General features: G+C 44.8%; 23 protein-coding genes and 1 pseudogene. 9 read left to right on the forward strand and 15 right to left on the reverse strand.

The features are described 5' to 3' along the window. Positions 1-7: 7 nt before the first annotated feature. The 7 genes from GTK07_RS19350 to GTK07_RS11485 all read right to left on the reverse strand — a co-directional run bounded on the left by GTK07_RS19350 (position 8) and on the right by GTK07_RS11485 (position 7,726). Positions 8-1,054 (reverse strand): DUF6090 family protein, encoded by a 1,047-nt coding sequence (locus tag GTK07_RS19350; protein WP_163635264.1) that lies wholly within the window; start codon positions 1,052-1,054, stop codon positions 8-10. Positions 1,055-1,153: 99 nt separating this feature from the next. Beyond that, positions 1,154-3,199, reverse strand: coding sequence for an amidohydrolase family protein (locus tag GTK07_RS11460; RefSeq protein ID WP_163635381.1), 2,046 nt, complete (start codon positions 3,197-3,199; stop codon positions 1,154-1,156). 219 nt (positions 3,200-3,418) lie between these two features. Beyond that, on the reverse strand, positions 3,419-4,246 hold the full coding sequence (gene ygiD, locus GTK07_RS11465; RefSeq protein ID WP_163635568.1) for a 4,5-DOPA-extradiol-dioxygenase: 828 nt from the start codon (positions 4,244-4,246) through the stop codon (positions 3,419-3,421). 119 nt (positions 4,247-4,365) lie between these two features. After that, positions 4,366-4,890, reverse strand: a complete 525-nt coding sequence (locus GTK07_RS11470; protein ID WP_163635382.1) for a YceI family protein — start codon at positions 4,888-4,890, stop codon at positions 4,366-4,368. A gap of 87 nt (positions 4,891-4,977) precedes the next feature. Next, a complete protein-coding gene (locus GTK07_RS11475; RefSeq protein ID WP_163635383.1) occupies positions 4,978-5,805 on the reverse strand; it encodes a helix-turn-helix domain-containing protein in 828 nt (275 codons plus the stop codon). A gap of 75 nt (positions 5,806-5,880) precedes the next feature. Further along, entirely contained in the window at positions 5,881-6,702 is an 822-nt protein-coding gene (locus tag GTK07_RS11480) for an AraC family transcriptional regulator (RefSeq protein WP_163635384.1), read from the reverse strand. A 28-nt stretch (positions 6,703-6,730) separates the two neighbouring features. Continuing rightward, entirely contained in the window at positions 6,731-7,726 is a 996-nt protein-coding gene (locus GTK07_RS11485; protein ID WP_163635385.1) for an SDR family NAD(P)-dependent oxidoreductase, read from the reverse strand. A 214-nt stretch (positions 7,727-7,940) separates the two neighbouring features. Between GTK07_RS11485 and mtaB the strand changes: the two genes are divergently transcribed. Next, entirely contained in the window at positions 7,941-9,269 is a 1,329-nt protein-coding gene (gene mtaB, locus GTK07_RS11490; RefSeq protein ID WP_163635386.1) for a tRNA (N(6)-L-threonylcarbamoyladenosine(37)-C(2))-methylthiotransferase MtaB, read from the forward strand. Positions 9,270-9,320: 51 nt separating this feature from the next. On the opposite strand, the gene GTK07_RS11495 is transcribed toward mtaB, so the two are convergent. After that, a complete protein-coding gene (locus tag GTK07_RS11495) occupies positions 9,321-9,614 on the reverse strand; it encodes a GNAT family N-acetyltransferase (RefSeq protein WP_119641241.1) in 294 nt (97 codons plus the stop codon). Positions 9,615-9,774: 160 nt separating this feature from the next. Between GTK07_RS11495 and GTK07_RS11500 the strand changes: the two genes are divergently transcribed. Together GTK07_RS11500 and GTK07_RS11505 are read left to right on the forward strand one after the other, a co-directional pair. Continuing rightward, complete coding sequence (locus GTK07_RS11500; protein WP_163635387.1) at positions 9,775-10,437, forward strand: alpha/beta hydrolase family protein; 663 nt, start codon at positions 9,775-9,777, stop codon at positions 10,435-10,437. Between the two features lie 50 nt (positions 10,438-10,487). Then, positions 10,488-11,459: a lytic transglycosylase domain-containing protein gene (locus GTK07_RS11505; RefSeq protein ID WP_163635388.1), complete on the forward strand. Its 972-nt coding sequence runs from the start codon at positions 10,488-10,490 to the stop codon at positions 11,457-11,459. A 3-nt stretch (positions 11,460-11,462) separates the two neighbouring features. Here GTK07_RS11505 and GTK07_RS11510 read toward each other — a convergent pair whose 3' ends face one another. The 4 genes and pseudogenes from GTK07_RS11510 to GTK07_RS11520 all read right to left on the reverse strand — a co-directional run bounded on the left by GTK07_RS11510 (position 11,463) and on the right by GTK07_RS11520 (position 13,382). After that, positions 11,463-12,122 carry a peptidoglycan DD-metalloendopeptidase family protein gene (locus tag GTK07_RS11510; RefSeq protein WP_163635389.1) on the reverse strand — a complete coding sequence of 220 codons (660 nt, stop codon included), beginning with the start codon at positions 12,120-12,122 and terminating at the stop codon, positions 11,463-11,465. A gap of 30 nt (positions 12,123-12,152) precedes the next feature. Next, positions 12,153-12,557 carry a hypothetical protein gene (locus GTK07_RS11515; protein ID WP_235932779.1) on the reverse strand — a complete coding sequence of 135 codons (405 nt, stop codon included), beginning with the start codon at positions 12,555-12,557 and terminating at the stop codon, positions 12,153-12,155. Between the two features lie 12 nt (positions 12,558-12,569). Then, positions 12,570-12,761, reverse strand: a pseudogene (locus tag GTK07_RS19480) (zinc-ribbon domain-containing protein); the annotation flags it as partial. Between the two features lie 105 nt (positions 12,762-12,866). Next, complete coding sequence (locus GTK07_RS11520; protein WP_163635391.1) at positions 12,867-13,382, reverse strand: DUF2892 domain-containing protein; 516 nt, start codon at positions 13,380-13,382, stop codon at positions 12,867-12,869. A gap of 170 nt (positions 13,383-13,552) precedes the next feature. Between GTK07_RS11520 and rpmH the strand changes: the two genes are divergently transcribed. Next, on the forward strand, positions 13,553-13,711 hold the full coding sequence (gene rpmH, locus GTK07_RS11525) for a 50S ribosomal protein L34 (RefSeq protein WP_072882462.1): 159 nt from the start codon (positions 13,553-13,555) through the stop codon (positions 13,709-13,711). A gap of 94 nt (positions 13,712-13,805) precedes the next feature. After that, positions 13,806-16,658, forward strand: a complete 2,853-nt coding sequence (gene carB, locus GTK07_RS11530; protein WP_163635392.1) for a carbamoyl-phosphate synthase large subunit — start codon at positions 13,806-13,808, stop codon at positions 16,656-16,658. A gap of 12 nt (positions 16,659-16,670) precedes the next feature. Here the strand turns inward: carB and GTK07_RS11535 are convergent, their stop codons facing one another. From GTK07_RS11535 to GTK07_RS11545, 3 genes are all read right to left on the reverse strand, one after another. Continuing rightward, positions 16,671-17,273, reverse strand: coding sequence for a hypothetical protein (locus tag GTK07_RS11535; RefSeq protein ID WP_163635393.1), 603 nt, complete (start codon positions 17,271-17,273; stop codon positions 16,671-16,673). A 130-nt stretch (positions 17,274-17,403) separates the two neighbouring features. After that, positions 17,404-17,844 carry a carboxymuconolactone decarboxylase family protein gene (locus GTK07_RS11540; RefSeq protein ID WP_163635394.1) on the reverse strand — a complete coding sequence of 147 codons (441 nt, stop codon included), beginning with the start codon at positions 17,842-17,844 and terminating at the stop codon, positions 17,404-17,406. Positions 17,845-17,909: 65 nt separating this feature from the next. Then, positions 17,910-18,497: a Crp/Fnr family transcriptional regulator gene (locus GTK07_RS11545; protein ID WP_163635395.1), complete on the reverse strand. Its 588-nt coding sequence runs from the start codon at positions 18,495-18,497 to the stop codon at positions 17,910-17,912. A gap of 286 nt (positions 18,498-18,783) precedes the next feature. On the opposite strand from GTK07_RS11545, the gene GTK07_RS11550 reads away from it, so the two are divergent. The 4 genes from GTK07_RS11550 to GTK07_RS11565 all read left to right on the forward strand — a co-directional run bounded on the left by GTK07_RS11550 (position 18,784) and on the right by GTK07_RS11565 (position 25,129). Beyond that, positions 18,784-19,188 carry a hypothetical protein gene (locus GTK07_RS11550; protein ID WP_163635396.1) on the forward strand — a complete coding sequence of 135 codons (405 nt, stop codon included), beginning with the start codon at positions 18,784-18,786 and terminating at the stop codon, positions 19,186-19,188. 147 nt (positions 19,189-19,335) lie between these two features. Further along, on the forward strand, positions 19,336-20,421 hold the full coding sequence (locus GTK07_RS11555; protein ID WP_163635397.1) for an efflux RND transporter periplasmic adaptor subunit: 1,086 nt from the start codon (positions 19,336-19,338) through the stop codon (positions 20,419-20,421). 21 nt (positions 20,422-20,442) lie between these two features. Further along, positions 20,443-23,712: an efflux RND transporter permease subunit gene (locus tag GTK07_RS11560; protein WP_163635398.1), complete on the forward strand. Its 3,270-nt coding sequence runs from the start codon at positions 20,443-20,445 to the stop codon at positions 23,710-23,712. Next, a complete protein-coding gene (locus GTK07_RS11565; protein WP_163635399.1) occupies positions 23,672-25,129 on the forward strand; it encodes a TolC family protein in 1,458 nt (485 codons plus the stop codon). Before GTK07_RS11560 ends, GTK07_RS11565 begins: the two co-directional genes overlap by 41 nt. The last annotated feature ends 31 nt before the right edge of the window (positions 25,130-25,160 follow it).

Below are 25,160 nucleotides of genomic sequence, written 5' to 3' on the forward strand. Positions count from 1 at the left end.
AATGTGATCATTGGGCCACAGGAATAAATTCATAGTTCTTTTCAGAAAGATTAACGATCAGCCGAAATGTTCCTGGTTCCGTGATGATATCCGGGCCAAACCATTCCAGTTGTCCCTTTGGGAAAGTGGTTCCGCCCCAGTTTACGTTCCAGCTCTTGTTTTCCCTAAACTTAATACCGCCTCCCTTTAAGGTAACTACGGCCTGCCAAATGGCCTGCTTTTCGTCCACCAAGGTTAGGGGAGTATCATCTACCCAGTTTTGGTTGGAGGTTCCCTGGCCGATGATGCCAATATTTTCATACAGGAGCCTCACCCCGGGATACAGATCGTGAATTTGGACCATGGAATTGGTGGAGAGTTCATGCAATTGACCCAATTGATTTTTTAAAAATTCCTTTTGTTGGGCCAGTTGCACCAAACCGGACCGGATTTCAGGTGTTTGCAGCAGGGATTTGGCCTTTTCCCAATCCTTTTGTTTAAAGTAGGCCGTGTCGTTGAGCATCCCCATAAAAAGCGAATACCCAAAGTTGACCGAAGGGACAGGGAAACCCTCCTTGATCATTATGGCCGAAATGGGTTTGTCATTGGTGGATACATCTGAAGAAGCCAGGGACAGGTAATTGGTCAGGTTCCTTGCCAACAAGTTTTCATTCTTGTCCTTTGGGTTCACTACCATATTTTGAATATGAAAACCTATGGATGTAGTAAAGGCCCGAGGTTCGGATTCCAAGTAAAAAAGAAGTCCGGGGATTTGTTCCAAGCGAAGGGAATCCGAAAAGTTGTAGAGGCTATCCGCATACCGTTGTTGCAGGTACAATCCCGCTATATTAAAGTTTAATTGTTGGGTTTCCAATTCCAGACCATTGTAAATCTGCTCAATGGTGGCTTGGTAGTTTTCCTTTCGTTTTCGCTCCTCGTTCCAATTATTGATCTGCAACGCGATCAAGATCCCGATGACCACCAGTACAATTTCCCTCGTAGCATAAACGAGGTATTTGGTGAACCTATTTTGGGCAAGTAATCGTTGCCTTATGGTGCGAAAGAATTGGATCACGCGAGGTTGGTTTCCCTAAATATATGATTTTTATGAATTTAGGGGATAAAAAAAGCCAGTAACAAGAGCTACTGGCTTTTATGGGTTGGTTTGAAGACGTTATTCCTTTACTTCGGGTTTTTCGGTGAAAGGGGTAATGCCAAATTCAGGATAAACTTCGGTAGGGTAGTAGAACGTACCGCCCTTGCTCACCATTCCAATGGTCTTGATCGCCTTGATGTCTTCCACGGGATTGCCGGGCACCAAGAAAAAGTCGGCCAACTTGCCGGGTTCCAAGGTTCCCAAATCCGCTTGGCCAAGGTATTGGGCCATGTCGTAGGTGGCACGTTTCAACACTTCGCCATTGGTGAATCCCAATTGGTCCACATATAGTTCCAATTCGCGGTGCAGGTTAAAGGCGCCGCCCAAATCAGTTCCGGGTACAATAAAGATGCCTTTGTCCTTCATTAGTTGCAGGGTCTCCACAATTTTATTGTAGGCTTCGCGATACGCTTTGTCCTCTTCGGCATCGGCAATCTGCGCCATGGCCACTTTCAGTCCCCGTTGGGCATTGGGGGGCATATGATCTACATAATCCTCGGAACCCGGGGAAACCTCCCCGTTGCGGGAAAGCATCAATTTTTCATGAATGGACAAGGTAGGGTCAATGGCGGTTTCGTTTTTCAAGAAGAGATCAAGGGTCTCCTGTACTTTGGGACTGTTGAGGTCCAAACCGGGAAAACGTTTCATGGCAGTTAACCGTAGCAGCGTACGAGTATCCTCTTCGGGCTGCAACACCCAACCGAGCATGGTCTGGTTGATGTGGGTCATTTCGTCAAACCCTGCCTTAAGCATGGCGTTGGCATTGGAAAATGCAGGTACGTGCCCAGTGACGAACAGGCCTTTTTCGTGGGCCTTTTTTACAATGGCCGGGGCCCAATCGCCGTTCATACTGTTGTAAAGTTTTACGCCATAATAGCCCAAGCTGTCATAGGTATCCACGGCGGCCAAGGCTTCGGCCTCGCTGGTAACCACAATACCGTTGTTGGCGTTGTACTGGCTCTTTCCTTCAATAAAGCCCAAACGGGTAATGCGGGGTCCGGCCAAAACACCCTTTTCAATTTTGTCGATAAGGTCGGCCAGCACCTCGTTGTCGTTCCCCATATCGCGGAAGGAGGTCACCCCTGCCAATACGTTCAGCAAAGCACCGTTGTCACCGGAGTGGGCATGCATTTCGTACAGACCGGGAACCAAAGTGCCGCCATTGCCGGCAATCACCACTTCATTGTCGCCAGAGGCATCGGTCGCTTCAATGGCAGCGATCTTGTCGCCTTCCACCACCACGGAAACGGGGTCGGAAACGATCATATTCTTGGCATCGAACACATGCACGTTCTGGATGCGCACCTTTTTGCCATAGTTATGGGCGTATTGTTTCTGAAGGGTCTCGTAGCGTTGGGTGGAATAGTTTTCTGCAAGTTCCCGCATATCCTTTTCCACATTTTCATATCCTTCACGGATCAGGATGAACCTTGGGGTGATGGCCGCAAAGAAGCGTTGATCGCCATCCAGGATAAAATAGGAAGGGTTCAGGTCAGCTCCGGTAAGGGCGTAGGTGGTCAAGGACAGTTCTCCATCCCCGGAAAGTTTAGGGATCAGGAGGTCTTCCATCTTGGTCAGTTTCAGGTTGCCGGCAGGCAATACCGGCAGGGTATTCTCGGGAGCATCCAACAGCAAACGGGCCGCCAAAACAGTAGAGTAGGGGCTGCCAAATTGGTTTACGTACAGTTGGGGAGCGGTAACGGTGGTGGAACCAGTTCCCGTGGCATCGGTCCAAGAGGCATTTTCGCCTTCCAACGAAAAATGTTCATCCACGGCATTGCCAAAAGTGGTGTTCCCGGTAATTTTCCAATCGATGGGATAGCCTTCGGGATTCAGGACGATGGTTTCCTTCACCGTTGGGCCACGGCCATTGTTCTTAAAATCGTAGTCGACGTTGATGGTGTCCCCTACGGTGTTCGTCTTCAGGTACCCCACCTTGTTCTCACCGATGATCACGGTATAGCTTTCATCCCCTTGGTAGTTGGCCAGGGATGAAACGGTTTCTTTTTTACAGGATTGGATTGCCAAAACGGTCATGGCAATCACCAAAAATCGAATCTTCATGTGGTTGGTTTTATTAAAGGCATCAAGGTAACGATTTCTAACCTATTTTGGGTGATGGAGTCGTTAAGATATTCCGTGTTCTGTCTGTTGATGGGCCACAAAAAACCCCAGCGCCACTGGTACGTTGGCAACTGGGGTTTCCATCATCAATCAAAAAAGAAGGTAATCATCGCACATCAGGATTACCTGATCTGCGATTTGAATGTTATAATTAATGCTTTATGCAATCCGAAGGGACATCATACTAATAGATCCGCCAACGGTTTTGTCATTGAAAAGTTCCACTTCCTCTTTTTTGTCCTTCAAGGCGAGGGTGTACAGTAGGGGCAAATAGTGCTCCGGGGTGGGAATGGACATGGCAAAACTGCTTCCTTGCTTGTGATAGTGGATAAGGGCATCGTGATTGCCGTCCAAAATGAAATTCCTCATCTTGTCATTGGCTTCTTGGGCCCAATCCCAGGCATAGGTATCGTTCAACTTTTGCCATGCTACGCGACGCAGGTTGTGCACCACGTTACCGCTGCCCGCGATCAATACCCCTTTATGTCGAAGGCGCTCCAATTGTTGGGCGAGCTCATAGTGGTACTGTGGGTCTTTGGTGTAGTCCAAACTCAATTGGATCACAGGAACATCGGCATCGGGATACATGTGTTTGATCACGCTCCAGGCCCCATGGTCCAATCCCCAATGATGGTCTAGTTCCACTTCGGTCTTGGTGATGATGTCCTTGGTCTCTTGCGCCATTTCGGGACTGCCGGGTGCGGGATATTGCACGTCGAACAACGCTTGCGGAAAGCCACCAAAATCATGGATGGTAGGTGGGTTTTGCATGGCCGTTACCTTGGTGCCACGCGTTTCCCAGTGGGCTGAAACACAAAGGATAACCTTGGGCTTGGCCACTTCCTTGCCCAGTTTGCGGAAAGAGGATACAAATTCGTTTTCCTCAATGGCATTCATGGGGCTACCGTGTCCCAAAAAGAGCACGGGCATCTTTTCGGAAAGGGGCAGGCTCTGATCGAGCGACCGTAATGTGCTTAAATTGTTCATGGTAGTGGTTAAAGGTACAATTCCCAAGATTTTGATAAACTCCTTTCTGTTCATGAAGGGAACTTTAAAAAGCCCGGACCCCTTTCGGAACCCGGGCAACTGGTACACAATAATTACGCCTAGGCCTTTACAAACTGAACCTCGGCGGCAATTTTCACTTCATCGCTTACCAAAACACCACCGGTTTCCAGTGCGGCATTCCAGTTGAGACCGAAATCCTTGCGATTGATCTTTCCTTCAAAGGAGAACCCGGCCTTTTCATTGCCATAGGGATCTTTCATGAACCCACCGAACTCCACTTCGAGTTCCACGGATTTGGTGATGCCTTTGATCGTAAGGTTCCCGATCAGGGTATATTCCCCATCATCCGTTTTGGTGATGCCAGTACTTTCAAATTTCAATTCGGGATAAGTTTCCACTTCAAAGAAATCGGCACTCTTCAAATGTCCGTCCCTATCGGCGTTATTGGTGAAAACGGATGTGGCATCCACCGTTGCGGTGATTTTGGAGGTTTCAAAATCGTCCCCCTCGATTTTTGCATTGAACTTGGTAAAGGATCCCTTTACGTTTGAGATCATCAGGTGCTTTACCTTAAAGGTCAATTCGCTATGGGTTGGGTCTAAATTCCAAATGGTTGTTGACATTGTTTTACTTTTTATGGTTTTAATGATGGTACAAAGATCCCGCAAGAAAGGGAGCAGGGGGTAATACCATTTGGAAGAAGGGTTGTACTATTTGGAAATGAGCTGTTTCATCTCGTTTCGGAAGTCGGAAGGGGTCTGGCCGGTCTTGCGTTTAAAGACTTTGGAGAAGTAGGCTTTTTCGTTGTAGCCCAGTTCAAAACCGATTTCGGCAATGGTCCTGTTGGTATTGATGAGCAGGTTTTTGGCCTCGGTCAATTTGCGGGTCTCGATGATTTCCCCTACACTTTGCTGCATCACTTCCTGGCAGATGAGGTTGAGGTTACGCTCGCTCATGAACAGTTTTTCGGCATAAAACGAGATTTTTTCAGGCCTTCTAAAATTTTCCTCTAAAATGCGCAAAAAATTGGCGTAGGTCTGGGAATGGGCATTGCTCGATTCCTGCTCGGAATCTTCTGGCTTTTCATTGTAGACCATGGTGAGTAGGGTATTCAGCAATTGTTTGATGATGGACAGGTTAGGGTTGGGTCGCTGTACCTCGTCATGCATCATCTCGCAAAGGGAGGTGAGCCTTCCAAAGCAACGGTTGGTGGGCAGGGTGATGTTGGCCCTGTTATGAAAGTAGCCATACAGATTAAAAATGGTCTCTGACATAAACTCGCTTCGGAACCGGATGACCCAAAGGTCGCATTTGCCTTCATGCAACTGTGGTCGGAGCAGGTGCGGTTTGCCCTGGGTAACAAAACTCACGAACGGGGCATAGACCGTTTCATCATCAAAATCGATAAAATGGGAGATTTTCCCTTCCACCCCAATGATCAGTTCCTCAAAATCGTGGATGTGCGGTTCAATGCTTTGGCTTTCCATGGCCTTGGCATCTTTGGCTGTAAATCGGAAAATTTTGAAGAGTTCCTGCACAGTTTTGGGCTTTCATGAGACAAGATAGCTACAAAACTAAGCAAAAATAGGGTCAACATTCCTGTGTCGTGATTGTCAGTGCCCAGCTTCTGCCAATGCGGCGGTAGGGGTGTACCCAAAATGTCTTTTAAACGCATACGAAAAATGCGACAGGTTTTCAAACCCTGTTTCGAGGTAGACTTCAACAGGTTTCCGATTTTTCTTGGACAATTGGTAATGGGCCAGTTCCAAACGTTTTTGGGTAAGCCAACGTTGCGGGGTGGTGTGGAACACTTTGTGGAAATCCCGTTTAAAAGTGGTCAGACTCCTGCCGGTCAAATAACTGAACTTTTCCAGCGGCATGTTGAACATGAAATTCCTTTCCATAAAAGTGGCCAGGTCAATTTTGTGGGGTTCCTCAAAATTGGCCAAAACATCGTCGATGCCCATATCTAGGGTTCTCAGGATGGAAATGGCCTCGGTAATCTTCAAGGAAGCGATGTTTTCGGGGAATTCTTCCTCCTGCATATCAAAATAGGGAATCAAGGATGCCAAACAGCTTTTCAATAAGGGATGGCTCCCGAAACGGACGATTTTGGGTGTGGAGACCACCTTTGGTTTCACATCCAGTTGGGCATAAAAGTCCCTAAGCCTGTCCGTGGAAAGGTGCATCACTACCGATTTATGGGGGAGGCCGTCCTTGGGATAGTTGATGATCGTAGCCAGTTGATTTCTGGGAATCAGGAAGATGTCCCCTGGCTTGAACACGTGGCTTTCATCCGCCTGTATGATCTTTGTTTCCCCTGAAATGAACCACACAAGCATATGGTGGTCAAATACCACTTCCGTTTTGAAGAGCCTGTCCTCATAGGATGAAAGCTTGATATCGGGTGTTATGTATTTTAACTGATAGTCCATATGCCTGTGCAGTGTAAAGGTAGCAATATCAATGGATGGGAAATTGTATCCCTGTGAGTTCTTCGCTCAAATCCCATAGTTGTTTGGCAAACGTTTGGTCCAAAGAATAAGGGTTGACCCCATTGGATGTTGAGGGGTTGGTTGTTAGGGTTGCTATTTCCACATCCTCGCAATACACCCCTCCCAAGTTATGGAGCATGGGACTTGTGGCACACCATACCGTTGTGGCCGCTCCTTGGGGAATGGTTTTTAAGGATGCGGCCACCTCGGGCAGAATATTGCCTTCGGCATCACAAAAACCCATTTGTTGGAACAGTTCCAACGATGCTTCCCTGGCCAACTCTGTTCCGCCTATAGACCCGGGATGTAACGAATAGGCTCGGATGTTGTGGGCCTTGGCCCGGGTGTCCAGTTCAAGGGAAAATAGGTTAACCGCTGTTTTTGATTGTCCATAAGCCTGCAAAGTCTCATAATCCCTGTTTAAAAAATTGGGGTCGTCAAAATGAAAGGGGGCAAATTGGTGGCCGTACGAAGATACATTGACCACTCTTGCTCCATTGGCCATTTTAAGTGCGGGCCATAGTCTGGCGGTGAGCTGAAACTGTGCCAAATAGTTGGTTGCCAATTGGGATTCCATGCCACGATTATCTCTTCGCAACGGTACCCACATAATGCCCGCATTGTTGATGAGCAAGTGTAACGGTCTGCCCGAGGCCACGAATTTTTCGGCAAAAACGTCGATGGATTTGGAATCCATCAAATCCATGGCTTCTACTTCCACATTGGTCACCCCTTGCAGGTTGGCCTTGGCCTTTTTGATATCCCTTGCTGGAACGATTACGGTCGCCCCTGCGTTCGCCAACGTTTTGGTGGTTTCCAGGCCGATGCCCGTGTTGCCGCCTGTCACGATGGCTATTTTGCCGGAAAGGTCGATTCCTTGGATGACTTCTTTTGTTGTTGATGCTGCATTGAATCCCGAACCTATGGGGTTTTGCAAGGCACCTTGATAATTGTTCTGTTCCATTTTGATTTGTTTTATGGGACAAAACTAGAGGGGAAAAAAGCAGACAGGTTTGTTCAAACGTCCGAATACACTTTGTTCAAACGGTCATTTGTTGGAGTAGTGGGGATGTACGTCCTGTTGTTTTACCAAATACAGTTTGATTTTTCTATAGTTAAGCTGTTCTTATAACTCCCAACAAATCACTATCTTTGCGGCCCTGAAACGCAAAAGGCATATGAACAAAAAGGTCGCTTTTTACACCCTCGGTTGTAAGCTCAACTTTTCCGAAACTTCCACGATTGCAAGGAGTTTTGAAAAGGAAGACTTTGAGCGTGTGGACTTTTCCGAAAGGGCGGATGTGTATGTGATCAATACCTGTTCGGTTACGGAGAATGCCGACAAACGTTTCAAGACCATTGTGAAACAGGCCCAAAAAGCCAACCCAGAGGCCTTTGTGGCCGCGGTGGGATGTTACGCCCAATTGAAACCAGAGGAACTGGCCGCTGTGGATGGAGTGGATTTGGTATTGGGAGCCACCGAAAAGTTCAAGATTACGGATTACCTGAACGATCTCACCAAAAATGATAAAGGCGAGGTACATTCCTGCGAGATCGAGGAGGCCGATTTTTATGTGGGCAGTTATGCCATCGGGGATAGGACCCGTGCTTTTTTGAAGGTCCAGGATGGTTGCGACTACAAATGCACCTATTGTACCATTCCCTTGGCCCGTGGCATTTCCCGAAGCGACACTTTGGAAAACGTGTTGCGCAATGCCAAAGAGATTGCCTCAAAGGATATCAAGGAAATTGTGTTGACAGGGGTCAATATTGGGGATTACGGCAAGGGTGAATTTGGCAACAAACGCCACGAGCATACCTTTTTGGATCTGGTAAAAGCGTTGGATACCGTGGAAGGCATTCACCGTTTGCGTATTTCGTCCATTGAGCCCAACCTGTTAAAAAATGAGACCATCGATTTTGTGTCGCAGAGCAATTCCTTTGTCCCTCACTTCCACGTACCGTTACAAAGTGGCAGCGACGAGATTTTGAAGAAAATGCGACGTAGGTACTTGACCAACCTGTATTTGGACCGGGTAAAACGTATCAAGAAAGCAATGCCACATGCCTGTATCGGGGTAGATGTGATTGTGGGCTTCCCGGGGGAGACTGATGAGCATTTTCTCCAAACATATCATTTCCTGAACGAATTGGATATTTCCTATCTACACGTGTTCACCTATTCCGAACGGGACAATACCGTTGCAGCCGATATGGGCGACGTGGTGCCCATGAATGTGCGGAACAAGCGTAGCAAAATGCTTCGTGGCTTATCCGTTAAAAAGAGAAGAGCTTTTTACGAGAGCCAATTGGGCAGTGTGCGAACGGTTCTTTTTGAAGGGGAAAATAAAATGGGCTACATCCACGGGTTTACCGAGAATTATGTAAAGGTAAAGGCTCCTTGGAACCCTGGATTGGTAAATACCTTGCACCAAGTGGAGCTGACCTCCATAGACGAAGATGGTCTGGTGCGTTTCGAATTTGTCCCCGAAAACATTATGGCATAAAAAAAACCTCCCAAATGTGAGAGGTTTTGTTTTTAGGATGTTGGGTTGGCCTTAGATGCGGATGCCAACGGGCAACATTTCCTTATACTGTCTGTTTTTTCTCAAGAAACCTGCTATTTGAGGGCTGGTCGGTACCACTCTAAGGTTTTTCTCTTGGATTTCGTGTAGTACGGCTTTGATGAATTCTTCCCTAAAGCCTTCTTGTTCAATTTCTTCTGGAATAACCAGCTTGGTCAGGAATACTTTGCGCTCTTGTGAAGAGTACTCAATTTTGGCTAAATGCCCATTGACCCTAGTTTCAAACTGGCGCAGGAAACTATTGTCATTGATTTCCATTTGTGTCATATAGTACTGTTTTGTTAATGACTCTGTAAAATCATCAAAGCGATGATTATGTGGGTCCCCATTATAAAAAATAATCCGTTAGATGGGGTTAACTGCAAAAGGGGTACAAATTTAGTCAAAAAATTGCTAAATTCCTAGGGCTTGCCGATATTTGGTGAATATGCCCGATAATAAAATCCATGTGTACCTCATGCCGGGTATGGCGGCCAACCCTTCCATATTTGATGGTATCCACCTTCCCACTGAAACATTTGAGATGCACACCCTGGAGTGGTTTGTTCCCGAAAAGGGCATGAGCCTTCATGACTATGCCCAAAAGATGTGCGGCAAGATCGCGCACCCAAATCCTGTTCTTTTGGGAGTTTCCTTCGGTGGGATGTTGGTGCAGGAGATGGCCAAATGTATGCCTACGCAAAAGGTCATCGTGGTGTCGGCCGTAAAAAGCAAGCACGAACTGCCCAAAAAAATGCTCTTTGCCAAGTACACCAAGGTACATAAACTATTGCCCACAGGTCTGGTGAACAATGTGGAGCTATTGGCCAAGTACGCTTTTGGGGAAACGGTGACCAAGCGGTTACATTTATATGAACAATATTTATCGGTTCGGGACAAATACTACATTGATTGGTCCATAGACCAGATCGTCAATTGGGGTCAATCGGAGATAATGCCCAATTTGGTACACATTCACGGGGAGAAGGACACCGTGTTTCCGATAAACAACATCAAGGATTGCATTCCAGTGAAAATGGGCACGCATACCATGATCATTCATAGGGCAAAATGGTTCAATGAACACCTCCCTACAATTATTTTGCAATAATTTCGTCTTTATAATAGTATCTTTAGGATACTTTTCAAAAAAGTTAGGCTATGAAACACATCAAAAACATATTGGCATTTATAGGATTATTGGCAGTGGCAGGCACCTTTATTTTTGCAGTGCAATCCACAGATATTGAGGAAAAACCACAACAACCGGAAGTGACCCAGGATGAGGTTATAGACAAAAGTGTGCCGGACACCTATCAGATCAGCGCCATTGAAATTCCGGAGGACCTGAATTTTGCCGGTGAGCCTGTTCCTTTGGAAGATCCCGAAATCATGGAACGAGTGGACCGTGAGTTTTTGGTGAATACCTATTGGCAATCCAATGCCGTGCTGATCATTAAACGTGCCAATAAATATTTCCCCATCATTGAACCCATTTTGAAAAAGAACGGCATTCCTGATGATTTCAAATACTTGGCTGTGGCCGAAAGCGGATTGCTTAATGTGGTTTCGCCAGCCGGTGCCACCGGATTTTGGCAGATCATGAAGGATACGGGCAAAGAATACGGTTTGGAAGTGAATGCCAACGTAGATGAACGTTATCATGTGGAAAAATCTACCCAAGTGGCCTGTGAGTACATCAAAAAATGGAAAGAACGCTTCGGTACCTGGACCTTGACCGCTGCCGCCTACAATGCAGGTCCGGCTGGCGTCCAAAAATATATGAACATTCAAAAAGTGGATGATTACTACAATCTTTTATTGGGTGACGAAACCGGTCGTTACGTGTTCCGTATCATGGCGATAAAGGAAATCATTTCCAACCCTGAAAAATATGGTTTTAAGGTAGAGGAGGAAGACATGTACAGCAAGGTGCCCACGTTTACCGTTGAGGTGGACAGTGCCGTGACCAGTTGGGCCGATTTTGCCAATCTTTACGAAATCAACTATAAAGTTTTGAAGCGCCACAATCCTTGGTTGCGCGAACCCCATTTGAACAATACCACCCATAAAAAATACGTGATCGAGATTCCGAATAAGGGGTATTACCGCATTGGGAATGTGGGGAAATAGGTTTTAATATTTGAACAGAAAGTAAGGCGAAGGGAAATACGTTTCTACTTTGGGCAATAGTTCGGGTGAAATATATCCCCAATCCGTATATTCGGCATCTATAGCTTCCTGGGTAAGGATTTGTAAATGTACATGGCAGAACCAGCCGCCGCTATCACTTTCTTTTCCTATAAAAGCAAACTCTTGCCCAGCTTTGATTTGGTCACCCACGTTGAACGAATGCGGTGTTTTCAAGTGTCCGTAGAACGAATAAAACGCCACATCATTGATGCCATGTTTTAGGATGAGGTAGCCACCATAGTTCCCAACCGTAGTTTCTTTCCCGGTTTTGTATACCTCGGCATCCAAAGGTGAAAATAGGGGAGTGTTGTAGGGCACAACAATGTCCAAGCCGAGATGATAATACCGTTGTTCTTCAATAATATTAGGATAAGCCCTTAAAAGGGTTTTGCGTTCTTCCAGGTATCTGCCAATGCCCCATTGGTGGGAAGAAGCTTTCAGTTCCTCAAAAATCATGTCGTTGAACTCCTCGAAATCGAATAGGTTGTATGCTAAAACTTTTGGATTGTTGGAGGAAAAATCAAAGATGTGCGGTTTTCCTTTTAGGAAATCACCAAATAAGGGATGGATAGGAACGCCGTTAAGGTTGAGGGGATAGTACATAGGGAGTGGGTGTGTGAATCAATACAAAATTTATTCTAAACGATCTATATCGTATATCTCACCTGAATCATACATCTCTTTAACCTTGGTTTTAGACATGCCGTATACTATCTCAGAATAATTCTCGGGTTTATCAATAGTATAAACTTGGCCGATTTTGTTTATTTCATATTCATTTGGTGAAATGAAAATACTGTCCTGCGAAACATCTACGATTTTAAACGTAGAGTAATTGCCATTTTCCACTTTGTATTTGTATACATCGCCCATTTGCGGCAATTGCAAATACACACTTTCCTTTTTCTTGTCTTCAATATTGGTATAGATGCCCCAAGAAATCAGGGCGGCAATGATCCCTAACCCAGCAAATTGCCAAATGGGTCCTTTTGTATCATTTTTTAAATTGATGTATTCCCTTTTGATGGGTTCGGGCATTTCTTTGGGCTCAAGTACCTTTTTACAATGTTGACATTGCGAGATTCCATTTTTTGTAATCGGGAATAAGGGTATCCAAAAAATGTGCGCGTGTTTTCTATAAATACTGATTACAGATGAACCTTGAGTGCTACAGCTTGGACAAATTATACTTTTTGGTTGGGCTGATTTCAAATGAACTGCCCGGGCTCCATATATAATCATTGGTTTTTAAAGGAAATATACAATAATTGTCCGATGTATATTCGGATTAATTGATTGTATAAATGAGTTCAAATAAACTTTGAATGGTGATTGATTCTAGCCGCCCTAAATCTTCTTCATCTGCTGTTGCATCATCTTGATCTGCTCGGTCAGCATGTTGTTCTTGTCCAGCTTTTTGGCTTCCTGTAACAATTGGGTGGCTTCACGCTTTCTGCGCTTTTGCATGGCAATACCCGCCAAGCTCAACTTGGCCATGGCCACATCGTAATCCATGGTCAATCCAAACTGCAACGCCTTTTTGAAGAATTTTTCCGCCTGGGTCAGGTTTTTTTGGGAGTAGATGATTCCCTGTAGATAGTTAAAGTACCCTTGTTGCTTGGTGATCAGGGCAGCGCTGGGGTTCTTGATCTTATCAAGCCATTTTTGGGTGCCTTCCAAGTCCTGTTTCCTCATTCTCAGGAACGCCAATAAAATGAACTCGTTCCTGAAGTATAAAAAGATAAAAACAAGGGAAAACAAAATCAGGGCAATGCCATTGCCAATGTTACCTTCCACAAATTGGTAAACAGCATAGGCAATGATAAGACCTGCGATAACGAGCTTGATATTTTTATTGAACATATCTCTGGAAATTTTTCCTAGGGTTAAGAGGTGGCAAAAGTACTAAAAACTAATTTAAATATTTTCCTTTTGGGCTTGTCAAAGTAAAAAGTCTTTGTATATTTGCGCCCAGAATTTTTTCGGGAAAATACTGTTTTCCCACTCAACAAAATCCATAAAAGAGTTCCGAAATGAAAAGAACGTATCAGCCGTCAAAAAGGAAGAGAAGAAACAAGCATGGTTTTAGGGAGCGCATGGCGACTGCCAATGGTAGAAAAGTTCTTGCGAGAAGAAGAGCCAAAGGAAGAAAGAGATTAACCGTTTCCTCTGAGCCAAGACATAAAAAATAATGATAGTATTTAATTTTTAAATTAAAGGTGTTACTTTTCTAGGTAACACCTTTTTTTTGACTTAAAAGCAAATAAACGAGAAACACCAACAAGAATGCCCAAAAGAAAAGATTTAAAATCCATTTTGATTATTGGTTCTGGCCCTATCATCATTGGTCAGGCATGCGAGTTCGATTATTCTGGTTCCCAGGCACTTAGGTCGTTACGTGAAGACGGTATCGAAACCGTTTTGATCAACAGCAACCCAGCTACGATCATGACCGACCCATCTATGGCGGACCACGTGTATCTGAAACCACTGACCACCAAATCCATCGTGGAAATTTTAAAGAAACACCCGAATATCGATGCCGTTTTACCAACAATGGGAGGCCAAACGGCCTTGAACCTTTGTATTGAAGCAGACGAAAAGGGGATTTGGAAAGATTTTGGAGTAGAGATTATTGGAGTTGATATCGATGCCATCAACATTACCGAGGACCGTGAGAAATTCAGGGAGCTTATGTTGAAGATTGGGATAGGCATGCCTCCCCAGGCTTCTGCTACCTCTTTCCTAAAAGGAAAGGAAATTGCCCAAGAATTCGGTTTTCCCCTAGTAATCCGCGCATCCTTCACCTTGGGAGGTGCCGGAGCGGGCATTGTTTATGATCCAGAGGATTTTGATGATATGTTGAGCCATGGGCTGGAAGTATCCCCTATCCATGAGGTAATGATCGATAAGGCCTTGATGGGCTGGAAGGAGTACGAGTTGGAGCTGCTTCGTGACAAGAATGATAACGTGGTCATCATCTGTACCATTGAAAATATGGACCCGATGGGCATCCATACTGGGGATTCCATTACCGTGGCCCCGGCCATGACGCTTTCTGACAGGACGTTCCAACGCATGCGGGACATGGCCATCCATATGATGCGCAGTATCGGGGATTTTGCCGGAGGTTGTAACGTACAGTTCGCCGTGAGCCCCGATGAAAAAGAGGACATCATCGCCATCGAGATCAATCCTAGGGTTTCCCGTTCGTCTGCCTTGGCATCCAAGGCTACAGGTTACCCCATTGCCAAGATTGCCGCCAAATTGGCTATCGGATATACCTTGGATGAATTGGACAACCAGATTACCAAGTCCACTTCAGCTTTGTTCGAGCCCACGTTGGACTATGTGATCGTAAAAATACCACGTTGGAATTTTGATAAGTTTGAAGGTTCTGATAGGACTTTGGGACTCCAAATGAAATCTGTAGGGGAGGTTATGGGTATTGGCCGATCGTTTCAGGAAGCCCTGCACAAAGCCACGCAATCCTTGGAGATCAAACGAAATGGATTGGGAGCCGACGGCAAGGGGTACAAAGATTACGATACCATCATCGAGAAACTTCGCGTTCCAAGCTGGGACAGGGTCTTCGTGATCTATGATGCCATTCAGTTGGGTATTCCGTTGAAGAGAATCCATGAAATCACCAAAATTGATATGTGGTTCTTGAAGCAATACGAAGAACTACACTTTTTGGAATTGGAGGTTTCCAAATATACCATTGAGAGCCTGCCCAAAGATTTGTTGCTCGAAGCCAAGCAAAAAGGCTTTGCCGATCGCCAAATTGCCCATATGTTGGATTGCTACGAAAGTGAAGTACATTCCAAGCGTATGGATTTGGGAATCAATAGAGTATATAAACTGGTGGATACTTGCGCGGCAGAGTTCAAGGCCGTAACGCCTTATTATTATTCCACTTTTGAGGAAGAGATAGAGACTCCGGACGGAAAACGTTACATAGCTAACGACAGTGAGGTCACCGATAAGAAAAAAGTAGTGGTCTTGGGCTCAGGACCAAACCGAATTGGCCAGGGAATAGAGTTTGATTACTGTTGTGTTCACGGGGTTTTGGCCGCAGCAGAGTGTGGTTATGAGACCATCATGATCAACTGTAACCCAGAAACGGTTTCCACGGATTTTGATACGGCGGACAAACTCTATTTTGAACCTGTTTTCTGGGAACATATTTACGATATCATCCTTCATGAAAAACCAGAAGGTGTGATCGTTCAATTAGGTGGCCAAACAGCATTGAAATTGGCAGAGAAACTGGATAAATACGGGATCAATATCATCGGAACCAGTTTTAAATCGTTGGATTTGGCCGAGGATAGGGGTAGTTTCTCCACGCTTTTAAAGGACAACAACATTCCTTACCCAAGGTTCGGAGTAGCTGAAACCGCTGATGAAGCCTTGGATTTGGCAGATCAGTTGAACTTTCCATTATTGGTAAGGCCTTCCTATGTATTGGGTGGTCAAGGGATGAAGATCGTGATCAATAAAGAAGAGCTGGAATCCCATGTGGTTTCCTTGTTGAAAAGTATTCCTAACAATAAACTGCTTCTAGATCATTACTTGGATGGTGCCATTGAGGCGGAGGCCGATGCCATTTGTGATGGGGAGGATGTGTATATCATTGGTATCATGGAGCATATTGAGCCTTGTGGTATCCACTCCGGGGATTCCAATGCCACATTACCACCCTTCAATTTAGGTGAATTTGTCATGCAACAGATCAAGGACCACACCAAGAAAATCGCCTTGGCCTTGAATACGGTTGGGCTGATCAACATACAGTTCGCCATCAAAGATGACATTGTATACATTATAGAGGCGAACCCAAGGGCATCACGTACCGTTCCTTTTATTGCGAAAGCATATGGGGAACCTTATGTAAACTATGCCACCAAGGTGATGCTCGGGGAGAAGAAGGTGAAGGATTTTGTGTTCAACCCGCATTTGGAAGGATACGCCATTAAACAGCCTGTGTTCTCCTTTAACAAGTTCCCGAATGTGAACAAGAATTTGGGACCAGAGATGAAGAGTACCGGCGAGAGTATTCTGTTCATTGACAGTTTGAAAGACGATGAGTTCTACAACCTGTATTCTCGAAGAAAAATGTACTTGAGCAAATAAACTAAGCTTGAATTAAACCTTTGTAACGGTTTCTTGATCGATCAGTTCGAAAGATTGGGCAATCGTTTCAAAGGTTTTTTTATGTTCTTCCTTTTTGCTTTTTAGCGTCCAGGACATCATCATATAAATGTTTTCCGTTCCCTCTATAAATGTTAAAAAATAGGCGATTTCTTCATTTATACCCTCCACACTTCCATCAATTTGGACAGATTCCGCATCTAAACCATTTATTTTCAATGGTTTTATTTCAGATTCCATACTCACGGAAATGGTACTGGTAAAGGATTGCAGTTGTATTTCACGGTAGTTCTGTAAAAGGCTAATATTTTCATTGTATTGGTCCAATTCCATGAAAACATCCACAAACTCTTGCTTGGGCTCACCAATGATGATGGTGTATGCCTCTTTAAAAGCGTTTTGGTATTGAAGTGCCGCTTCTTCGTTCAAACCTGTGGTATTCCTCATAAATTTTGGGATACCTACCCGGTATTCATCATCAACGGTCACGGTGTTGAATATTTCTGTTCTGGATTCATCAGTGTCCTTTTTTTTGAACTTGATGCAGGAAGAAGTTGTAAAACACAGAATTAGGAACAGGATGGAAATGTTTTTCATGGATATTGGATGATAGTTTGATTAGTGAAATAACGAAATTACGGTTTAAATATTCTCATTTTGGTATCCAATGTCATATAAAAACAAAAGGGCCAATTAGGCCCTTCCGTTGTTTTTCGATATTTTTTTACTAGTCGCCAATAGGTTTAAGGGTGCTGACGGCGATCCTGTTCCATGCATTGATCGTGACAATGGCCATGATGATGAGTGAGAAATAATGTTCGCCAAAAATTTCGATTGCCTTATCGTAGGTTTCCGTTTTCAACCCTCCTTCGTGGATTAAGGTCACTTCTTCGGTAATTTTTAGTAGGATCCTTTCCTCTTCGGAATACAGTTCGGTGTCCTTCCAGGCATCCAATAGGAATATTCGTTTGGCACTTTCACCCATGGCAAGGGCATCTTTGGTATGCATGTTCAGACAGAAAGAACATCCGTTGATTTGGGAAGCCCTAATTTTGATCAGTTCATAATGCAACTTGTTCAGGTCGCTTTTTTGCATATAGCCTTCCAGTCCCAATATAGCCTTAAAGGCTTTTGGCTCCGTTGCATCAATTTGGATTCTTCGTTCCATTTTTTTTTGGTTTTTAAGTTTGATGCTAAGGTATATTGGCCAAATTCCCGAATCCTTAAACTGGTTTAAGAACGCTTTTTGGCGCGAATCTCACTTACATACTCTGGTGTTAGACCTAAAAAGGAAGCAATTAGATATTGTGGTACTCGTTGAGCGAATTCTGGAAAGTTCTCGGTAAAATGAAAATGAATTTCTTCCTTGGTGAAATCGTACAAATATTTCATTTTCATGATGGATGAGCCGTAGCCAATTTGGAAAATCACCCTGAAATAGCGCTCTAGTTTAGGAAATTCTTGAAGGATTTTTTCAAGGCTTTCAGATTCAATGGATAAAACTTCGGAGGGCTCCACAGCTTGAATGAAAAAATCGGTCTTTAAATGTTTTTGATAGGCTAAAAAATCAGTGATCCACCAATTTTCCAATGCAAATTGAACGGTACGCTCCGTGCCCTTTTCGGTTATGAAATACATATGTAGGCAACCTTTCAATACAAAATAAGCATGGTTGCAAGGGCCATTTGCCTCCATCAATAACTGTTTTTTCTCCAGTCTTTTAATGGAAACATAGGAGTGTATGATCTCAAATTCTTTTTCCGAGACCGTTATAAATTGGTTCAAGTGATCAAAAAATGGATGTGCCTTTGCTTTTATCATGAAAATATTGCTTGAAATATTACAAAATACATTAATCGCTCTTTAGATAGCTAAATAATTATCATTTATAATTTTAAAATGTTGCTAGAATCCAATGCATTACACACCAATGGCCCCAACAGGATAAATTTTTGTTAAAACTCCTGTGTTTATTTTGCACTTAATGAATAATTACGGGTAAACAATGATCTTATCAATAAAAATGCGTAGGCCAAGACTAATTTTAACCTTTATTAACAAGCTGTATTTGTTGAAAATCTTTGCTTGACCTAGTTTTGTTCCCCAAATGAAAAAAGCGTTTAGGCGATATTTATTTCCCCTTTGCCTTCTCCTCTTGGGAGGGTTTATCAATCTTTATGCTGATGCCCAGGACGGGATTGATGAAGAAAGCGCTTGCTATCTGGAAGCTGGCCAAAATCTTGAACATATAGATTCCATTGGATCACTTCAATACAACCCTGAAAAAAAATATTGTACCGAAACGGAGGTGGAGGAACAAGAAGAAAGGGAAGAAGAAGCAGCTTCACATGATTTAAATTTAGAGTTTGGCAGTTATTTGACTGCTTTTTTTTATACTTCCCAATCGGGGCAATTCACCTATTTACCTGATAATGATTTAGGAGCCATACCCTATGGTTCCCAAACTACGCCCCTTAAACGGTACATCAGGTTCCAGGTATTCCGCATTTAGGATTTTCTTTTCAATGGTCCCATTTTTTCACGGAACCATTCTTGCACAGCACTTTGAGTAATCATCAATAACCAGGGGACAGGTCCATGATAAAGGATTAGGACTTCCCTAAATCATTTCAAAAACCATTTTTAAACATTTAGAACTATGAGGAGAATTCCCTTCTTCATTGGCTTTATTGTACTGCTATGTTACAATACAAGCTGCGAATCCAAAAAGCATGAAACCGAGGTCGAGACCAAATTCTTGGTGTCCAGCCCTATTCTAAAGGATACCTCCATAACCAAAGACTATGTCTGCCAGATCCATTCCATAAGGCATATTGAGTTGAGGGCCTTGGAAAAAGGATACCTGCAACATATTTATGTGGATGAGGGTCAGACAGTGACCAAAGGTCAGAAAATGTTCTACATTATGCCAAACGTATACCAGGCCGATCTTCAAAAGGCAAAGGCCGAGGCAGAGGTAGCCGAAATCCAATATAAAAACACCAAATTGCTTGCTGATGGTAATGTGGTTTCTGCCAACGAATTGGCCATGGCAAAGGCAGAATTCGATAGGGCCAAAGCAGAAGTAGCCCTTGCGGAGACCCATTTGGGCTTTACCGATATCCGTGCTCCTTTTGATGGTATCATGGATCATTTGGAAGCTCGGGAGGGAAGCCTTTTGGATGAAGGGGAGTTGTTGACCACCCTTTCGGATAACAGCAAAATGTGGGTCTACTTTAACGTTCCCGAAGCGGAGTACCTGGATTATATTACCAGTACCAAAAAGGGAAGCAAACAACAAGTGGAGCTTTTAATGGCCAACAACAAAAAATTCAACCAAGATGGCATTGTGGAAACCATAGAAGGTGAATTCAACAACGAAACAGGAAACATCGCTTTTCGTGCCACCTTCCCTAATCCCGATGGAATTCTCAGACATGGTGAAACAGGGAGTATCCTAATGACAGTTCCCCTTAAAAATGCCATGTTGATCCCACAAAAGGCAACCTTTGAGGTGTTGGACAAGAAGTATGTCTTTGTCATTGACAAAGAAGGTAAGGTAAGCCAAAGGGAAATAGAGATAGGTGCCGAACTGCAACATCTATTTGTAGTGGAAAAAGGACTTTCCAAAGATGATAAAGTATTGTTGGAAGGTATCCGTATGGTCAAGAACGGAGAGAAAATTCACTATACGTTCGAAAAGCCGGACAAAATTTTGTCCAGTCTGGACCTGTACGCCGAGTAACAACCTAAATCTTCAAAAAAGATGTTTAAAAAGTTTATACATAGGCCAGTACTGGCCATAGTAATCTCTGTGATCATTGTGTTCACGGGTATGCTTGCAATCAAGCAGTTGCCCATTTCACAGTTTCCACAGATTGCACCAACAACCGTAAACATATTCATAGCCTACCCCGGAGCTAGTGCCGACGTATTGGTGAAATCAACTTTGATTCCCTTGGAAACGGCCATCAACGGAGTGCAGGGCATGCGTTATATAGCTTCCGATGCCACCAGTGCCGGGGAAGGAACCGTTCGTATCATTTTTGAACCGGGGACGGATCCCAACCAAGCGGTGGTACGTGTCAAGACCCGGGTAGACCAGGTTATGCCATTGTTGCCCGATCTGGTGCAGCGGGAAGGGGTCATCATTACCCCGGTAATCCCCAGTATGTTGATGTACGTGAACCTATACAGTAAAAAAGACAATACGGATGAGAGGTTCCTATACAACTATGCATACACCAAAATCATCCCCGAAATACAAAGGATCAATGGTATAGCCACGGCCCAGATTTTGGGTAGCCGTAAGTTCGCCATGAGGGTTTGGTTGAAACCGGACCGTATGCGTGCTTATAGCATTTCTGCAGAAGAGGTGTTGGAGGCCATGGAAGAGCAGAGTATCATTGCCAGACCAGGTAGATTGGGGCAGAGTTCCGGAAAAAATGCCCAGTCCCTTGAATACGTATTAGTGTATCAGGATAGATATAACGAACCGGAACAATACCGAGAGATCATCATCAAGGCCAACGAGGATGGTGAAATCTTAAAATTAGGAGATGTGGCCGATGTGGAGCTCGGTAGTGAGTTCTTCGATATTTATTCCAACTTGGATGGAAAACCGTCCGCATCCATCGTATTGAAACAAACGTTCGACAGTAATGGTAGCGATGTTATAAAGGAAGTGAAGGCCAAATTGAAGGAATTGGAGCCCGATTTCCCTCCTGGGATAGATTACCAGATCAGTTATGACGTTTCCAACTTCTTGGATGCCTCCATTGAGCAGGTATTGCACACCCTTCGGGATGCCTTTATTTTGGTGGCCATTGTCGTGTTCCTCTTCTTGGGAGACTGGCGTTCTACCCTTATCCCGATCATTGCGGTACCCGTTTCCTTGATCGGTGCCTTCTTTGTAATGCAATTGTTCGGACTGTCCATCAACCTGATTACGCTCTTCGCTTTGGTACTGGCTATCGGTATTGTGGTGGATAACGCAATTGTGGTGGTGGAAGCGGTGCACGTGAAGATGCATGAGGAAAATCTCACACCATACAAAGCTTCCTATGAAGTTTTGGGTGAGATTGGGGGTGCGATCATCGCCATTACCTTGGTAATGACCTCGGTGTTCATTCCTATTTCGTTCATGACCGGACCGGTTGGGGTTTTCTACCGACAGTTTTCCATCACCATGGCGGGATCTATTGTGATTTCGGCCATTGTGGCCCTTACATTGACCCCGGTACTCTGTGCCATGATGTTGAAGAATACCCATGGTCAACCCAGGAAAAAATCCCCAGTGAACCGCTTTATCGATTGGTTCAATGGCAAGTTTGAAAAACTTACAGGAAGATATGTGGGCGTCCTGAACAAGATCGTAAACCGAAGGGTGGTCACTTTTGGTATCCTTATCGCTTTCTGCGCGGGAATCTTCTTTACCAATCAGGTGTTACCCGCAGGATTCATCCCCAACGAGGATCAAGGTATGATCTACGCGATCATCCAGACCCCTCCGGGAGCCACTTTGGAACGTACCAATGCCGTGGCACGTAAACTTCAGGAAATATGTGAGAAAACAGAAGGAGTGGAGTCCGTTTCTTCCTTGGCCGGTTATGAGATCATGACAGAGGGTAGGGGTTCCAATGCCGGTACGTGTTTGATCAACTTAAAACCATGGTCCGAAAGGGAACACACCGTTCACGAGATCATGGAAGAATTGGAGGAAGAAACCAAAGACCTGGGAGCGGTCATAGAATACTTTGAGCCCCCCGCCGTTCCTGGGTTCGGTTCTTCCGGTGGTTTTGCCATGCGTTTGTTGGATAAGACCAATGGTACCGATTACCACGAGTTTGAAAAGGTGAACAACAACTTTATGGACGCTCTAAGGCAACGTAAGGAGTTGACAGGTCTGTTTACCTTCTACGCGGCCAATTATCCTCAATACGAACTGAAAATCAATAATAAGGCAGCTATGCAGAAGGGAGTTTCCATTGGAAAAGCCATGGAGAACCTGAACATTTTGATTGGTAGTACCTATGAACAAGGTTTTATCCGTTTCGGTCGATTCTTTAAGGTATATACCCAGGCGGCCCCGGAATATCGTGCGCTTCCTTCCGATTTGGAGAAACTCTTTGTGAAGAACGAAGAAGGGGAAATGGTACCTTATTCTGCTTTCATGACCATGGAAAAACGTTTGGGTCCTAACGAGATTACCCGTTATAACCTGTACAACTCCGCTGCCATTAACGGTCTCCCAGCAAAAGGCTACACCACTGGTGATGCCATTGCGGCCATCAAAGAGGTTGCAGCGAAGACGTTGCCACGTGGATATGACATTGCATGGGAAGGACTTTCCTTTGATGAGGCACAAAGGGGTAACGAGTCGCTATACATTTTCATAGTGGTATTGATCTTCGTGTATTTGGTATTGGCTGCCCAATACGAAAGCTTCCTGCTTCCGTTGGCGGTAATCCTTTCATTGCCTGTTGGGGTATTCGGTTCCTTCTTCCTGTTGAAGATGATGGGATTGGCCAACGACGTGTATGCACAGATCGGTGTGATCATGCTGGTGGGACTTCTGGGTAAGAACGCGGTATTGATTGTGGAATTTGCCGTTCAGAAACACCGGCAGGGTGCCACAATTCTGGAAGCGGCCATTGAAGGTTCCAAGCAGCGGTTCCGCCCCATTTTGATGACTTCCTTTGCCTTTATCGCCGGGTTGATCCCATTGGTAGTGGCTTCTGGTGCAGGTGCCATTGGTAACCGTACCATTGGCGGTTCTGCCCTTGGTGGTATGCTTATAGGTACCATATTCGGGGTATTGCTGATACCTGGTTTGTATTTCATTTTCGCCAAAATGGCCGAAGGGAAAAGCCTTATCCGCGATGAGCACGATGAACCGATTTCCGAAGAATTGTTCAAGGATAATGACACGGAAAGTAAGCTTCGCGCCCGTTTGCGTGAGGTGAACAAACTGTTGAAAAAAATGACCACAAGAAATGGAAATAAAAAGAAAAAAGGTGATAACGATGAAGAATAGTAAATCCATATTGATGGGCATTCTCGCAGTAGTGGCCCTCTATTCTTGTGTGCCCACCCGCGAGATCCGGGACGAGAATACCTCGGTTCCCGAACAATACCAAAACCAGCCCACTGATACCGTGAATACGGGGTTGGTGCAGTGGAAGGAGTTTTTCAAAGACCCCAACCTGATTGCGTTGATCGATACTGCCTTGGTCAAGAACCAGGAGTTGAACATTATGTTGCAACGGGTGGATATGTCCAAGAACGTAATCCGAGCCAAGACAGGGGAATATTTGCCCTTTGTAAACTTTCAGGCTGGTGCCGAAGTGGAAAAAGTGGGCGAGTATACCCGTAATGGTGCCGTGGAGAAGAACCTCGAGATAAAGGAAGGGGAAGAGTTTCCTGAACCATTGACCAATTATGGTCTGGGTGCCTTTGCAACTTGGGAGCTCGATGTGTGGAAGAAGCTTCGCAACGAGAAAAAAGCGGCCGTGTTCGAATACCTTTCCAGTGTGGAAGGGAAGAACTTTATGGTTACCAACTTGGTTGCAGAGATTGCGGATTCGTACTATGAACTGATGGCGTTGGACAACCAGTTGGCCATCATCGACCAAAACTTGGAAATTCAGCAGAACGCCCTTAAAATGGTAAAACTGCAGAAACAAGCTGCTCGTGCCACGGAACTGGCCGTACAGCGTTTCCAGGCCGAGGTATTGAAGAACCAGAGCCATAAATACGAGATCCATCAGGAGATTGTGGAGGTTGAAAACCGACTTAATTTCTTGATCGGTAGGTCGCCACAGCATATCAATCGGGCTTCGGACAACTTTATCGATACCCCAATTGATCATCTGTATGCAGGAATTCCTTCGCAACTGCTTCAGAACCGTCCTGATGTACGTCAGGCCGAGTATGAACTGGCAGCCGCCAAATTGGATACTAAAGCGGCCAAGGCCAGTTTTTACCCTCAGTTCACCATTAAGGCCGGTTTGGGTCTAGAGGCGTTCGATACCAAATACCTGACCACCACACCGGAATCCGTTCTGTATTCGGTAATGGGGGACATGGTAGCACCTCTGATCAATAGGAATGCGATCAAGGCGCAGTATTTGAATGCTACGGATAGACAGTTGCAAGCGGTTTACGAGTACGAAAAGGCCATTTTGAACGCCTATATTGAAGTGGCCAATCAGTTGTCCAATATCGATAATTTGAAAAAGAGCTATGAATTGAAGAATGGTCAAGTGCAAGCCCTTACGGAGTCCATTGATCTTTCCACACGTTTGTTCCAATCCGCAAGGGTGGAATACATCGAGGTGCTTTTGGCGCAACGGGAAGCCCTGGAATCGAAAATGGAGCTTGTGGAGACCAAAAAAGACCAGATGCTCGCCCAGGTAAACATGTACCGGGCCTTGGGCGGCGGCTGGAATTAAGAACCCCCAAATCAATGGTTTGGCCTACTAC

This window comes from Flagellimonas sediminis (genome assembly GCF_010500845.1).
Lineage (GTDB): Bacteria > Bacteroidota > Bacteroidia > Flavobacteriales > Flavobacteriaceae > Flagellimonas > Flagellimonas sediminis.

Bases quoted from the DNA above. Each gene is read 5' to 3' on its own strand.
- GTK07_RS11550 (WP_163635396.1), top strand. From the start codon at position 18,784: ATGAAAAAAGCGTTTAGGCGATATTTATTTCCCCTTTGCCTTCTCCTC.
- GTK07_RS11460 (WP_163635381.1), bottom strand. From the start codon at position 3,199: ATGAAGATTCGATTTTTGGTGATTGCCATGACCGTTTTGGCAATCCAA.
- GTK07_RS11505 (WP_163635388.1), top strand. From the start codon at position 10,488: ATGAAACACATCAAAAACATATTGGCATTTATAGGATTATTGGCAGTG.
- GTK07_RS11535 (WP_163635393.1), bottom strand. From the start codon at position 17,273: ATGAAAAACATTTCCATCCTGTTCCTAATTCTGTGTTTTACAACTTCT.
- mtaB (WP_163635386.1), top strand. From the start codon at position 7,941: ATGAACAAAAAGGTCGCTTTTTACACCCTCGGTTGTAAGCTCAACTTT.
- GTK07_RS11560 (WP_163635398.1), top strand. From the start codon at position 20,443: ATGTTTAAAAAGTTTATACATAGGCCAGTACTGGCCATAGTAATCTCT.
- GTK07_RS11555 (WP_163635397.1), top strand. From the start codon at position 19,336: ATGAGGAGAATTCCCTTCTTCATTGGCTTTATTGTACTGCTATGTTAC.
- GTK07_RS11545 (WP_163635395.1), bottom strand. From the start codon at position 18,497: ATGATAAAAGCAAAGGCACATCCATTTTTTGATCACTTGAACCAATTT.
- GTK07_RS11485 (WP_163635385.1), bottom strand. From the start codon at position 7,726: ATGGAACAGAACAATTATCAAGGTGCCTTGCAAAACCCCATAGGTTCG.
- ygiD (WP_163635568.1), bottom strand. From the start codon at position 4,246: ATGAACAATTTAAGCACATTACGGTCGCTCGATCAGAGCCTGCCCCTT.
- GTK07_RS11470 (WP_163635382.1), bottom strand. From the start codon at position 4,890: ATGTCAACAACCATTTGGAATTTAGACCCAACCCATAGCGAATTGACC.
- GTK07_RS11565 (WP_163635399.1), top strand. From the start codon at position 23,672: ATGGAAATAAAAAGAAAAAAGGTGATAACGATGAAGAATAGTAAATCC.
- GTK07_RS11495 (WP_119641241.1), bottom strand. From the start codon at position 9,614: ATGACACAAATGGAAATCAATGACAATAGTTTCCTGCGCCAGTTTGAA.
- GTK07_RS11500 (WP_163635387.1), top strand. From the start codon at position 9,775: ATGCCCGATAATAAAATCCATGTGTACCTCATGCCGGGTATGGCGGCC.
- rpmH (WP_072882462.1), top strand. From the start codon at position 13,553: ATGAAAAGAACGTATCAGCCGTCAAAAAGGAAGAGAAGAAACAAGCAT.
- GTK07_RS11515 (WP_235932779.1), bottom strand. From the start codon at position 12,557: ATGCCCGAACCCATCAAAAGGGAATACATCAATTTAAAAAATGATACA.
- GTK07_RS11480 (WP_163635384.1), bottom strand. From the start codon at position 6,702: ATGGACTATCAGTTAAAATACATAACACCCGATATCAAGCTTTCATCC.
- GTK07_RS11510 (WP_163635389.1), bottom strand. From the start codon at position 12,122: ATGTACTATCCCCTCAACCTTAACGGCGTTCCTATCCATCCCTTATTT.
- carB (WP_163635392.1), top strand. From the start codon at position 13,806: ATGCCCAAAAGAAAAGATTTAAAATCCATTTTGATTATTGGTTCTGGC.
- GTK07_RS11540 (WP_163635394.1), bottom strand. From the start codon at position 17,844: ATGGAACGAAGAATCCAAATTGATGCAACGGAGCCAAAAGCCTTTAAG.
- GTK07_RS11520 (WP_163635391.1), bottom strand. From the start codon at position 13,382: ATGTTCAATAAAAATATCAAGCTCGTTATCGCAGGTCTTATCATTGCC.